General features: G+C 65.5%; 11 protein-coding genes and 1 pseudogene. 5 read left to right on the top strand and 7 right to left on the bottom strand.

From position 1 onward, the window contains the following. Positions 1–5: 5 nt before the first annotated feature. The 4 genes and pseudogenes from Q3Y56_RS15235 to Q3Y56_RS15220 form a co-directional block, all read right to left on the bottom strand. Positions 6–686 carry an MAE_28990/MAE_18760 family HEPN-like nuclease gene (locus Q3Y56_RS15235; RefSeq protein WP_304462473.1) on the bottom strand — a complete coding sequence of 227 codons (681 nt, stop codon included), beginning with the start codon at positions 684–686 and terminating at the stop codon, positions 6–8. Continuing rightward, positions 683–1822, bottom strand: a complete 1140-nt coding sequence (locus Q3Y56_RS15230; RefSeq protein WP_304462472.1) for a DUF262 domain-containing protein — start codon at positions 1820–1822, stop codon at positions 683–685. Before Q3Y56_RS15230 ends, Q3Y56_RS15235 begins: the two co-directional genes overlap by 4 nt. A gap of 2 nt (positions 1823–1824) precedes the next feature. Then, complete coding sequence (locus tag Q3Y56_RS15225; protein WP_304462471.1) at positions 1825–3195, bottom strand: hypothetical protein; 1371 nt, start codon at positions 3193–3195, stop codon at positions 1825–1827. Between the two features lie 1209 nt (positions 3196–4404). Further along, positions 4405–4686 (bottom strand): annotated as a pseudogene (locus tag Q3Y56_RS15220) (site-specific integrase); the annotation flags it as partial. 578 nt (positions 4687–5264) lie between these two features. Between Q3Y56_RS15220 and Q3Y56_RS15215 the strand changes: the two are divergent. After that, on the top strand, positions 5265–6521 hold the full coding sequence (locus tag Q3Y56_RS15215; protein WP_304462470.1) for a phage tail sheath subtilisin-like domain-containing protein: 1257 nt from the start codon (positions 5265–5267) through the stop codon (positions 6519–6521). Positions 6522–6653: 132 nt separating this feature from the next. Further along, positions 6654–7244: an isochorismatase family protein gene (locus Q3Y56_RS15210; RefSeq protein ID WP_304462469.1), complete on the top strand. Its 591-nt coding sequence runs from the start codon at positions 6654–6656 to the stop codon at positions 7242–7244. Positions 7245–7449: 205 nt separating this feature from the next. On the opposite strand, the gene Q3Y56_RS15205 is transcribed toward Q3Y56_RS15210, so the two are convergent. Next, the gene (locus Q3Y56_RS15205) at positions 7450–8082 is read right to left on the bottom strand and encodes a class I SAM-dependent methyltransferase (protein ID WP_304462468.1); all 633 of its coding nucleotides are present in this window, start codon (positions 8080–8082) and stop codon (positions 7450–7452) included. 162 nt (positions 8083–8244) lie between these two features. Further along, a complete protein-coding gene (locus Q3Y56_RS15200; RefSeq protein WP_304462467.1) occupies positions 8245–8754 on the bottom strand; it encodes a hypothetical protein in 510 nt (169 codons plus the stop codon). Between the two features lie 890 nt (positions 8755–9644). Here Q3Y56_RS15200 and Q3Y56_RS15195 point away from each other — a divergent pair. After that, positions 9645–10415, top strand: a complete 771-nt coding sequence (locus Q3Y56_RS15195; RefSeq protein ID WP_304462466.1) for a hypothetical protein — start codon at positions 9645–9647, stop codon at positions 10413–10415. Positions 10416–10521: 106 nt separating this feature from the next. Here the strand turns inward: Q3Y56_RS15195 and Q3Y56_RS15190 are convergent, their stop codons facing one another. Continuing rightward, on the bottom strand, positions 10522–10683 hold the full coding sequence (locus Q3Y56_RS15190; RefSeq protein WP_304462465.1) for a hypothetical protein: 162 nt from the start codon (positions 10681–10683) through the stop codon (positions 10522–10524). A gap of 21 nt (positions 10684–10704) precedes the next feature. Here Q3Y56_RS15190 and Q3Y56_RS15185 point away from each other — a divergent pair, with 21 nt between their 5' ends. Further along, entirely contained in the window at positions 10705–11379 is a 675-nt protein-coding gene (locus Q3Y56_RS15185) for a LuxR family transcriptional regulator (protein ID WP_304462464.1), read from the top strand. Positions 11380–11846: 467 nt separating this feature from the next. Beyond that, positions 11847–12539, top strand: a complete 693-nt coding sequence (locus Q3Y56_RS15180; RefSeq protein WP_304465621.1) for an IclR family transcriptional regulator — start codon at positions 11847–11849, stop codon at positions 12537–12539. Positions 12540–12715 lie beyond the last annotated feature (176 nt).

Genomic DNA, 12715 nt, shown 5'->3' with positions numbered 1-12715 from the left:
CCTCGTCATGACGCGAGGCGGAACCACTCCTCCGACAAGGCCTGAGTCAACACACGCGACAGGCCATTCATGAACTGCTCGCACTTCTTCAAATGAGCGTTGAACATTCCGCCCGAAATATTCTCTTTCCGGCTTCCATGGGCGATATCGTTACGCACCCTCTTGACGAACTCAATCGAGCTGTATTGATCCCCTTCGACCTTTTCGACAGGGATCCCCAGGGAAACTAGCGCCCGTTTAAGCACGTCGGACCCTAGGTTCATTTCCATCGAAACCGCGACTTCCGATGCTATGGAAACAGGGCCGTCGATCAATTCCTGCAGTTTCCGAACGAAAGCGATCTGTCGTCGCGCACGATTGGTAAGCCTACCCTCTTCCTCATTACCACTGTTAGCGGATTTCCCGAGGCCATCGAATTCGGCAGCCAAAGCGGCAGCCATGAGTTCTGGCTTCAGTTCCTTGATCGGGAGGCTGCGCGCATTCACCGCTGAGACATATAGAGAAAGAGCGTTTCTCGTGAACCCTTCGAGATGGGCATATTGCATCACCAGAATCGCACGCAGCGAGTAGACGGATGCCTCTTCGGGAGCCACTTCACCCAACAAGTGGTTGACCAAGTGGCGAATCTCATCTAAACGCCATGCCATATCCTCTTCGAGCTGGGCTCGCATTTCAGCGGGGTTCACGCAAGAACCTCCGCGAAACGGTCAGCGAAGTAACCGACACGCACCTGGAGAGAGATGCGATCGTTTTTACCTCCCCCAGTGGCTTGCAAGAACTCTGGGGCGGACTTGCCCTTTTTCACGACAGCGGCGAGGGCCGCGATGTGCTCTTCGTTCTCGGGGTCAACGTCGTTGAGCACCTTCTGAAGCCCCAAGGCAATGCCTTCAAAGTGGTAGACCGAGAACTGCCATCTCGGCTCACCATTTCGCGACACAGTGCCCATGATCTTTTGTTCATAGCCGGTTGCCTTACCGACCTTTTGAAGGATCGCGAAGGTTTTCTCGAATAGCCCTCCCTCGCGAGTGTAATCGAATTGCACTGGACCAGACGGATCCGAGGCAGCCTCCATGTAGTCGGTAAGGAAGTCGGCAACATCATGCTTGTAAGTAGCACCGGCATTCTTGAAGGCGAAGAAGCGGAGAACTAGTTCCTGATCGAACTTCTCATTTCTCGCCTTATCGGTGATGGTTTCAACACAGTAAGAGAAGCCGGGATTGCGAGCCAGATCCATGATGAACTGGTTGAACTTATTCGAGAGGAGGCGGATTGTTGCGTTGCGCACTTCTTGCTTCGAGAGTTGCTCTCCGCCGGTGTTGAGCCTTTTGAACATGTAGTAGCGAAGGCGCGGGTCACTCTCTTTGCGTAGGATTTCCGCTCGGATGTAGCTACGCTTCAGCTTGATTGCAAGCGCTCGAGGAAGGCCGTCATACATCTGACCGTTAAGCTCGGGGACGATGTCACAGTCCGACAGAACGAGCGGATCGAGCACCTCCTCCCCTACGCGAAGATCCCCTCTGAAATGAAGAAAGGAGGAAATGCGCTGCAAACCGTCGATCAGTTCGTATACGCGATCTTCCCGCTCGATGAGAAAGATTGGGGGTACAGGCAATTCGAGGAGCAGCGACTCGATGAACCGCGATTGCGCACCCTCCGTCCAGCGAAACATTCGCTGAAACTCGGGGTCAATAATCAACTCTTCCGACTCGTACATGTCTGCCAGCTCATTGAAGGAGAAGTCGTTGCTCTTCGTCCTAATGGCGGTGATCTTCTTGTCTACAGACTGGATCAACTCATCCGGCGACGTGATTTCTTCAGACACCGCTACCCCCTCCTGAGGGTGATGACGGACTCCTCCACCTCACCCTTCTTGTATGCACGTGCAGCCTTGTTGACGCTAGTGAGCGATCTGCGCACTTCGAAACGATCTGTGTGCAGGAGCCGCCAGCCCCTCATGGCAGCTTCTTCAATACAGATGCCAGCCAGAGGAACGTGTATATCTTTGTAGAATGAGTCCTGAACGACAAGGTGCATGGTAGCTTCTGACTTGCAGACTCGACTCAGTTCATCGATCCCAGTCGTCAGATCATCCAGATATTGTCTGGCTTGCTTGAGGTAATAACCGGATGAAGCCTTGCTGTCGTGCTGTGCAATCTGACCGAGCATTTGGCTCGCAGCGTGACCCAAAGAATGTGAGTTCAATGAATCTGACGACCGAGTCAAGGTGGTGCCCATGAGTTCGTACCGCAAGGTAGGGTCGGCGGAAATGTCAACGCCGAGAACTGCCAGTTCTCTCGTGTAAGCAACGGCGTAGTCGATGCGAGTGAGATAAGGCGGCGATGTCAAGACAACGTCGATAGACTCACTCATGAGTGGCAAGCGCCCCGAGTCTCCGTTGATCAGCGCAGTGGTACTGGTACGCGTTGCATGCTCAACCGTGCGCGTGGTAACGAAAGAGATCTCGCGCTCAATAGCACTATCCACGTCCTGGTCGGACAATTGAACAAGCGACGCCGAATCCTTCGCCCGTTTAACCCACGTGGGGTTACTTCCCTCGAAATCTTTTGTAAGGGTTCGAACGGCCCTGAAAAGAGCTACTAGGCCGACACTGTAAAAACCCTGGTCAGACCGGATGATTAGCCGGTACCAGTCCCGAATCCTGGCAATGGTCTCGGGAGTGAACCAGGCGGCGAGTGGATCGCTTGCATAAGTTTCGATCTTGCGTGACTTAGCGCGTCGCGGGCGTCTAAATCCCTCTTGGCGTGTGCCAGCTTCGGCTCGCAAGCGGGCCACTACGTTGGCGACCGGATTGCGATCAATTCCGATCGAAGGGAGGCCGACGTGCTGCGCCGCTAGAGTCGTGGTTCCGCTACCGTTCCACGGATCGAGAACTATCCCAGATGCTTCCCACTTGATTAGCTGATTGCAAGCCCACTCGAAGGAAAAACCGGCATAGTACGGAAAAACATCAGCAAGTCCCGCTTTTTCGATCGCGGGTCGTTTCGGCGATAGCGCTCCGCCGCGTGTACGGCCCGGTGCTTCAACGCCATCGAATAGGTTGGGAATCGGCTCCTGGAGTGCAGCTTTCGGAAGGCTGCTAGTTGGGCGATCCACTTTCCTTCTCTCGGCGTTGTAGCTGTTAGTCTGGCGATCACAGTGTACGAGACCCAGCCACAATAGCGGCGGATCATACACCTTCTCATGCGGCCCACCGGTCCCGTACCAGTCAGCGAGTCCTAGGAGGGGACGCGGTAGCTAGTCGTGGACGGGCTTGGAGAGGCTCCGACTGCTGCCCTACCGCCCAAGTCCACCGAGCCTGGCTGCGACTCGGGTGGGAAGCGGCCAGCGAGGCGACCACGGGACACGGGCCCTCACGCCGACCGAGTCGGCCGTCGCGGAGTGCTGTGTTTGACGGTACTGGCCGCGTGGCGGAGGCCGGTGGGGGTGCAGCGAGGCATACGCGCGCGTGATCGGTCGACGTCCTCGCCATCGTGGCTGACTGTCGTCGGCTGAGGCCGTTGATGTAGTGCATGGCTGGGCCGTCCGAAGCCGCTCAACAGTGACCGAGGACGACCAGCGACGACCATCAAGCGCTCAGGCCTGTCGTGTCTGACAGCAAAACCCAGCTCACCAAGATCCCCGGCAAGAAGCAGGATCCGCCGGCGCCATGGTCAACCCCGGGTGTCTTACGAAAGGTCGCTCCTCCCAGGCGGTGGCTAGGGAACTGACTCCGCTATGCGCGTCTACCCTGGTCCCCGAGCTGTTCCGCTGACTTCAACGACATAGAGATCGAAGAGGCTTCAGGACCTTTGCAGCCGGTTGGATCGTGCGAGGTGTTGTAGTGCAACAGCCAACTTGTTGGCATACCTCGCACGCCAACTCGTGGTCTCACTTTTGGTCTCATTCACCTCCGTCCAGCCCCGTCCGGATGAGGACTCAGGCATACCTGGCTCTGAGACAGCGGACAGACATGGACGCAGCCGAACACCCCCGTACAGCCCTCTGCCTGGAACAAGCACCCTTGGAAAGCGTGTTGGGAACCTCCTGCGGGCTGCACAGGTACGGTCAGTTGATCGTGCTCCCCTCCCTGGCCCGGCTCGAACGGGCTGGTCCCCTCCACAACGGGTCGGCGCTCTGGGGAAGAGTTCACACCGACCGACGCAAGGCCGCTTGCAGAGTACTGCGCGACTAGCGTTTCTGACATCACCAGATGACATCAACGACGGCGGACGTCGGCAGTACCCAGCGCACCAAGGCCATCGCTCATGCGCCAGTCAGGTTCAGCCCAGCTTGGGGCGTCCCCTGCCTGTGATCGAACTTGTAAAGCGAAGGTCGTCGGTTCGAACCCGACAGTCGGCTCTGTGTGCACCGCGCTGACCTGGGATTTCTTCCCGGGGAGGCGCTTTACGCGGCCTCGGACTCCCCGTCCGGGGCCGTTTGCGTGCGCGGTGCGTGAGCGGACGGAGGACCAGGCCCCGAGATCTCGCTGGAAGGATCAACACCATCCGGCAGGGAATCCGGGCCGGACTCCGCCGTCTCGTCGGCCTCGGGCTGCCCCTCGGCGGCGGGATCCTGCACGACCGCGCGTGCGCGGGGTACGAGCCGGGCCGCCGCTTCCGCGATCGCCAGATCCACCTCGGGCAGCAGGCTCGTGTAGGTGTCCGCCGTGATGGCGATCGAGGAGTGGCCACCGCCCGCCAACCGGCCCGCGTCCTCATTACCCGCATCCAGCACACGAGCCGCAACCCCGCACCCAACCACCGCGCTGAAGCCGCCCGCCGACAGTCGACCATGAGGACGGCTTGTTCGGGCTGGGTGCTGACGCTGGGGGAGGGCGTGGGCGATCAGGCTCTGCGCCTGCGTAGGGAGATCCGGGACCGCAGTCCTGTGCCACCAGCGGTGCGCGGCTCAGGGGGGGCAGCCGCCGTCGCCTCGGCGGAGCGAAGTGGCGCGAATCAGCGGGTGCGATAAAGCACGCAACAACCGTTGCGGCGCACAAGCCCATCGGAGGAGGGCCAGCGTATGGACGACCCCCAGTTAGCTCCCATCCGCTTACCCAGCGGTCCCTTCGCCAGCCGGAGCCGCTGGCCGTGTCTCGATATCCGACGCCGACGCCGACGCCTTTCGGCGACCTTTCGACAGCTTTCTCGATGCTCTTCTCCGATGTGGGCCGACAGGTGCACAGAAGGGACGGATGGGCATGTGGAGAGGAAGGAGTGGGGAGAGGTGGTGTGGCCGTACGACGACTCAAGCAGAGGAGCCTCATGCCTGACGCATCGGAGGGGTCCGGACCGCGCGCGCCCGGCGTGTACATCCAAGGGATCGGCAGCGGCTTACGCACCGTGCAGGCTGCGGGGACGTCGACCGCGGCCTTCCTCGGCTTCACACCCCAGGACGGGGCACATGAGCCGGACTCCTACGCGCCGAGGCTCGTACGGAGCTGGAAGGAGTACACCGACTGCTTCGCGACGACCCAGAAGGGCACCAGCCTGTTCGAAGAGCTGGGGGAGCCCGTCCGACACGGAGAGGACGCGGTCCTCGGGCAGGGCCTGGCACTATCGGAGGCGGTGCGCGGGTTCTTCGTCAACGGTGGCTCCTCCTGCTACATCGTCCCCCTCCACACGGACGATGACGGGTTCTCCTCGTTCGTGGCAGCTCTGGAGGGCGACGCGGCGGACGAGACGGGCTTGAGGGGTCTGGAGAAGGTGTCAGAGGTGGCGATGGTCATCTGCCCCGACCTGGCATCCATGGCCACGACGGACCAGGAACTCGCCGAGGGCGCACAGAAGATCGCCGCCCACTGCGCCAAGATGCAGAACCGGGTGGCGATCCTGGACACCCGCCACGACCCCTCGGGCACCCCTATGGACAGGGCACCGGAGTTGGTGGCAGACGAGCGTCATCAGCAGTTCGCAGCGCTGTACTACCCGTGGGTGACGGTGCCGGGCGCGGACGGGACACCCCGGACAGTGCCGCCGAGCGGCCACATCGCGGGCGTGTGGGCGCGGGTGGACCACTATCGGGGTGTCCACAAGGCCCCCGCCAACGAAGCGCTCCAGGGTGTGACGGGACCGTCGGTACCGCTCACCGACGACGAGCAGGGCCCTCTCAATGAGCAGGGCGTGAACTGTCTGCGGGTATTCCCCGACCGCGGCACCATGGTCTGGGGCGCACGCACCCTCGCCGCCGACGACAGCGACTGGAAGTATCTCAACGCCCGCCGTCTCGTGTGCTTCCTGTCCGACTCCATCAAGCAGTCCACGACCTGGGCCGTCTTCGAGCCCAACGACGAACGCCTGTGGTCCTCACTGCGCGCCGCCGTCACCTCGTTCCTCCAGGACCAGTGGCGCCTGGGCGCCCTACGGGGCGCCACTCCCAGCGAAGCCTTCTTCGTGACCTGCGACTCGAGCAACAACTCCAAGGACGCCGGCTTCGCCCAGTGCGACATGGGCGTCGCTCCTGTCCGGCCTGGCGAATTCATCTGCTTCACGGTCCAGCAGGCCCTGGGATCCGGAGCCTGAGCGGGCAGCCCGGACACGACCGGGCTGCCCGTCCATGTCCAGTCGGGTGAGCGACTGGCGAGTGCTGCGTCTACCCGCTGCCGGAGGGGCGACCATACCGGCAAGGGCATCACCCAAGGGAAAGGATTCTCCGTGCGCCGTGCATTGATCGTCGTCGATGTGCAGAAGGACTTCTGCGAGGGCGGCAGTATTCCGGTGAAGGGCGGCGCCGACAGGGCCGTCGCCATCGCCGACCTGGTGCGGCGCGCCGACGGGAGCTACGCGTACATCGTCGCCACCCGCGACCACCACATCGACCCGGGCGCCCACTTCTCCGAGCAACCGGACTTCCAGAACTCCTTCCCCGAGCACTGCGTCGTCGGCAGCGAGGGAAGCGAGTTCCATCCGAACTTCACGCCTGCCGTCGCCTCCGGGGCCGTCGACGAGGTCTTCTACAAGGGTGCCTACTCCGCCTCGAAGAGCGGCTTCGAAGGCTCGACCGAGGACGGCACATCACTGGCCGACTGGCTGCGTGCCCACGACGTCAGCGACCTCGACGTCGTCGGCATCGCCACCGACCACTGCGTGAAGGCCACCGCGCTGGACGGCGTACGAGCGGGCTTCGCGGTACGGGTCCTGCTCGACTACACCGCCGGCGTTGCCGCCGACACCACCAGCACCGCGATCAGCGAGCTACGCCGCGCAGGTGTGGCGCTGAACGGCGAGCCAGTCGTCCTCGCCTGAAGCAGGTGCCACCGCTGGTAGGCAGCCTGTCAGGAGGACCCGCAACTGTTGGCAGGGGCCAGGACGCCGACCAGCCCGGTGCACAGGTTTCCGCCGGTGGCGATGTTGGCCAGGCCGTTCTGGCTCTGCACGTTGGACCTCCAGTTCCAGTTCCAGCTCCAGTCACCTGGCGCCCCTGTCTGCTGGTCTGTCTCGGCGGGCTGTCTCAGGCGGGTTTGCGGGCCTCGATCAGGAAGCGTGTGGTGTGCGCGACGAAGGGGCCTTCGGTCTGGATTCGGTCGTGCAGCTGCCGGAGCCGGTCCCGGTACTGGTCGACGGTGAATCCCGGGACCATCCAGATCACCTTCCGGAGGAAGTAGATCACTGCCCCGACATCGAAGAACTCCGTGCGCAGGGACTCCGAGCGCAGGTCGACGACCTCCAGGCCGGCGGCCTCGGCGGTGGCGCGGGCGTCGTCAGGGTGGCGCTTGCGTCGTACCTCGGGCGGCTGCGGTCCCAGGAAGTACTCGACGAGTTCGAAGACGCTGGCCGGGCCGACCTGCTGGGAGAAGTAGGTGCCGCCGGGTTGCAGGACCCGGGCGATCTCCTCCCACCAGGTGTTGACGGGGTGGCGGCTGACCACCAGGTCGAAGGCTTCGTCGGCGAACGGGAGGGGCGGCTCGTCCTCGTCGGCGACGACCGCCACTCCGCGTGGATGCAGCAGCGTGGTCGCCTTGGCGAGGTTCGGTGGCCAGGATTCCGTGGCCACTGTCAGGGCCGGGAGTTTCGGAACCCCGGCGAGGACCTCGCCGCCGCCGGTCTGGATGTCCAGCGCCGCGGAGGAACGTGCCGGCGGCATCCGCTGAACGACAGCGGCGAGGGGCTCGCGGTCGCCGGAGTACCACGCGCGGCCGGCGCACATCTCGCGGTATTCGGCTGCGAACCGCAGCGGTGGCCACGGGACGTCATGTCCAGGACGGCGCCCGGCGACCGGGGCGTCCCGCTCATGGCTCGCCGGCTGTCAGTAGCTGTCCAGAGGCACGCTCAAGGCCGTCCCCTGCGCGACGACCCCGCACTTCACGGTGCCCTCGATCGGGTAATACGGGTCCCTCGTCACGGTGTGCTCCTCGCTCTCTCCCGGGCGCATGGTGAAGATGTCGCCGCCGTGGCCGATCGTTTCGCCCGTGCTGTCGACGAAGTCGATCTCAAGCCCATAGGTGATCTTGCGCCCCTGGGTCCCCTTCGCCCCGGTGTGGGTGACCGTGCCGGTCCAGCTGAGCTTGTTGGTCGCCTTGTCGTACGTGCAGCTGCTGCTCTTGACGTCGGTCGCCGCCACATCACCGAGCTTCTGCGGTCCGGTGGCCTGCGGCCCCGGCACCGTGGTGGCCCCGTTCGTCGTGCCGCCGTTCGTCGTACCGCCTGACATCAGGCCCCCGTTGGTCGATCCGCCGCCGTCGTTGTGGCGGTCCTTCTTGCATCCGGAGAGTGCGACGAGCAGGATCGCGAAGCAGCGATGACCCGCGCATGACATATGCGCATGTGTAAGTCCCCCGTTGAGCATGTCCGTTGCGCCTGCTCCGCGCGGTGACGGCTCACGCAGGAAGCGCCCTACGGGCTTCGGGGAGTCGGCCGGGGGCGCCGAGGCGGCGCGACGGCTCCATCGCGCAAGCCTCCGTGGCGCGCGGCCCCCTGGTAGCGTCTGAGCCACGTTTCCGAAGCCTGGCTCATGCGCGTGAGCGATGCGTGAGCGGACGGCGGAGCAGCAGCCGTCCTGAGCCGGACCGAGCCGCATGCCGTGCGGCGCTGATCAGCGAGAACAGCACCATACGGCCTGACGGAGCAGCAGGCGTCAGCGGTTCGACCCCACTTGTCAAGCGAAGGTCGTCGGTTCGAACCCGACAGTCGGCTCCACTTTGAACGGCTTCGAACGGCCTCGGACTCCGCGTCCGGGGCCGTTCGCACGTGAACGCGCGTGAAACGCGCGCGTGATCGGGCGGCGATGCGTGCTCGATCGGGCGGCGGGCTGTCCGGGGGGTGGGCGGGCTGTCAACAAGTGGCCATGGGGGACTGCCTCGGCTACGGACAGGTGTTCCCCCTGTGCGCTGCGCGGTCGACGGGTGTCCCGTCAGGGATGGTGCCCCGTACGGGGTGCAGCTTGCTGACAATCCCGGTGCCGCCGTGGCCCTCTATTGCGCGTGCGCCACTGAAGAATGGCGTTTTTACTCGATCTTTACCATCTCAGGTGCGTTGACTGGGTTGCGACACGCGAACTAATCTCCCGCGTCTAACGCTTGTGGCGGGGCATTCTCGTCGCATTGCGGACACCGGCCCGAAAATCCTTACCGAGGAGTTAAGGGCCGATTGCGTGCAGGTGCACGACGGGGCGCGTGATCATGGGGACGCGCGCCACATGGGGGAGTCATGGCAGAACTGTCGAAGGCGAACGCACGAGCAGACGGTGTGGAGCATGCGCTCGTGCAGGCCGGTGAGCTCATCGAGTCCGCTGTTTCCATGCACCGCAGTACACCCGCCGAGCGATCGCCGATGGTGCCGGTGAGTGACGGCCCCGCGGTCGCCCGGGAGATCGAGGCACTGCTGGACCGCGCCGAGCGCAGCCTCAGCGTGATCATGCCGGGCACCTTCGAGCGGGCGAAGCCGATCATCCCGCTGCTGGGGAAGCTCAGCGCCATCGGGCACGCGGGGATCGCGGTCCGGGTGCTCTGCTCCCCGGAGGTGCTGGCCCCGCTCGGCCTCCTGGCCGCCGCCCGACAGGGCACGCTCGGCTACGAGATACGGGTCGCGGAAGTGGACCTGCGCGGCCTGGTCATCATGGACCGCAGGCTGGCGTTCGGCCGTACCGGGCCCGAGCGCGAGGGCCGGTACGCGTCGCGTTTCGGCGACCCGGGCTCGGTCCGGGCGCTGGACCTGATGTTCGCCGGCGCCTGGGCCGGCGCGATCCCGCTCGCCGAGCACCTCAAGCTCGTCGAGCGGCTGCGGACCGAGTCGGTGCGGCTCATCCTGGGGCGGCTGCGCGCCGGGCACACCGACGACGTGGGGGCCCGGCAGGTCCAGGTCTCGTTGCGCACCTACCGCCGGCACGTGGCGGCGATCATGCGCGACGTGGGCGCGAACACCCGTTTCCAGGCGGGGGTGCGGGCGGTCGAGCTGGGGCTGCTGTCCGACGTCACATGACGTCGCCGCCTGTTCGGCTTGATGGATTTCACGGCGTACGGGTTCACAGATTTACGGGCTTACGGGCTTACGGGGTTACGGGGTGAGGAAGTTGAGCGATCCCGCGCTATCGGGAATCGGCGCCCGGCGGCGTTCCGGCGCTGTCCAAAGAGGCGTCAAAAGCATCGAGCGTGTCGAAGCCGGCGTCGAAAGCCGGCCCGCCGAGGACGACATAGAGCAGGAACTGCTGGCGGTCCGCGCACTCATAGAATCCACGGTCGTCAAACACCGCGACCGGCGGAATGCGTGGGTGGCCGCGGTGGAATCGGGCGAGGAGGAATTCCTCACGACCGCCCGGGAGCTGCTCGCCGAAGCGGCGGACCAGGTGGACGTGGTCCTCGCCGCGGAGGCGGCGCACGCCCGTGTGCTCCACTCCGTACTGGACGACTGGCTCACGGCCGGCGGCGGCGACGCCGTACGCATCCGGCTGCTGTGCGCACACAACACCCGCCACTGGGACCTCGTCCAGCGCCAGCTCGCGGGCGAGCGGCCGTCGGAGGTGCGGGTCGCCCGGATGCCGCTGCTGGCGGCGCTCATCGTCGACGGCCGGGCCGCGCTGGTGAGCGCGGACTCGGCGTCCGGCCGCCGCGCCTCGGCGATCCGCGACCCGGGGGTCATCGAGACGCTCCAGACGCTGTTCGACGGCATCTGGCAGAACGCGGTGGTGGTGAGCGAGCGGATCGACCTGGGCGACAGGGCCCGCAGAGAGATGGTCCGGATGATCCTGGAGTGGCTCCGGCTGGGGGTCACCGACGAGGTGGCGGCGCGGCAGCTGTCGGTCTCGGTCCGCACCTACCGGCGCTACGTGGCCGACATCATGACGCTGCTGGGGGCGCACTCCAGGTTCCAGGCGGGAGTTCGGGCGGCGGAGCTGGGGCTGCTGGCGGTGACGCCCGCGCACCGGGTGCCCCAGCCCAGGCGCTGACGGCCGAGGGGGGAATGGCTGATGACGGGGGAACGGACGGCGTCCCGGAGTTCGCGGGGCGTGCGTGACGTGCGTGACGTGCGTGGCGTGCAGGGAGTACAGAGAGTGCGGTGCGTGCACGGCTCACGGGGCTTGCGCGGCTCGTGGGGCTTGCGCAGCTCAAGGGGCTTGAACAGCTCACGGGGCTTGCCGGGCTTCCGGGCCGTGATGCGGCGGACCCGTCACCACGTCTTCTGGCAGCTTCCTGATAGCGCCGTTGCGGGTGTTCGGGAACGGCCGCTAGACAGAGCGCAGGATTCTGAATCGGCGGCAGCTTGGAGGGAATTCCCGCCGGCGGTCCTGCGCTCCCGGTCCGCCGGGAGTGGCCGGCACGACGAGGAGGCACTCATATGACGACCTCTACGCCCGAGAGGGTGCGGGCCACTGAGCGGGTGCGGACCCCGGAGCGGGTGCGGAGCGGGGTCGGTGTGCTCGACAAGGCATCGCTCCTGCTCGGAGTGCTGGAGTCGGGCCCGGCCTCGCTGTCGAGGCTGGTCGCCGACACCGGGCTCAAGCGCCCGACGGTGCACCGCCTCGTCCTCGCGCTGGAGCGGCTGGCGCTGATCGCCCGGGACGCGCAGGGCCGGTTCGTCCTCGGCCCCCGGCTGGGCCTGATGGCCGCCGAGGCGTGCCGGGACCACCTGGTGGCGACGGCCGAACCGGTGCTGCGCGAGCTGTGCGACGTGACCGGCGCCAGCGCCCGGCTCTACCGTCGGCGCGGCGACATGCGGATCTGCGTGGCCGAGGTGGCGGTGGCCGACAACCCGTCCGCGCGGGACCGGGTGCCGGTCGGCGTCTCCCTGCCGCTGAACGCCGGCCCCGTCTCCCAGGTGCTGCTCGCCTGGGAGCGGCCGGAGGCGCTGCACGAACAGCTGCGCGGCGTGCGGTTCACCGTGGCCACCCTCGCCGGGGTACGGCGCCAGGGCTGGGCGCAGAGCACCGGCGGCCGGGAGCACGGCATCGCGGCGGTGGCCGCCCCGGTGCGCGGCCCCGGCGGGCGGGTGGTGGCGGCGCTGTCGATCTCCGGCCCCGTGACGCGGATGTCCGCCGTCCCGGGCCGGGTCTACGGCAGCGCGGTGATCGACGCGGCAATGCGGCTGAGCAGCACGGCGGCGGGTTGACGGCGTACGGTGGCAGCTTCCTGTAGTGGCTCTTGCCCGAGGGGCCGCCGCCGGTTAGACCGGAGCAGGAACATCGAGACCCTGCGGAGTCCCGCGGTTCGAGGCCCGCTCCGTCCGTCGACGCCGGCCTCCGTAGCCTCCGTCCTCGTTCCACCCACAGTGGTCCCACAGGGGGG

Source organism: Streptomyces sp. XD-27 (genome assembly GCF_030553055.1).
In the GTDB taxonomy this organism is placed as follows: Bacteria; Actinomycetota; Actinomycetes; order Streptomycetales; family Streptomycetaceae; genus Streptomyces.
The sequence above is the reverse complement of the archived record's forward strand: the minus strand, read 5'-3'. Positions and strand labels throughout refer to the sequence as shown.

Coding starts and splice junctions, on each gene's coding strand:
- Q3Y56_RS15215 (WP_304462470.1), top strand. CDS start 5,265: ATGCCTGACGCATCGGAGGGGTCCGGACCGCGCGCGCCCGGCGTGTAC.
- Q3Y56_RS15195 (WP_304462466.1), top strand. CDS start 9,645: ATGGCAGAACTGTCGAAGGCGAACGCACGAGCAGACGGTGTGGAGCAT.
- Q3Y56_RS15200 (WP_304462467.1), bottom strand. CDS start 8,754: ATGTCATGCGCGGGTCATCGCTGCTTCGCGATCCTGCTCGTCGCACTC.
- Q3Y56_RS15205 (WP_304462468.1), bottom strand. CDS start 8,082: ATGCCGCCGGCACGTTCCTCCGCGGCGCTGGACATCCAGACCGGCGGC.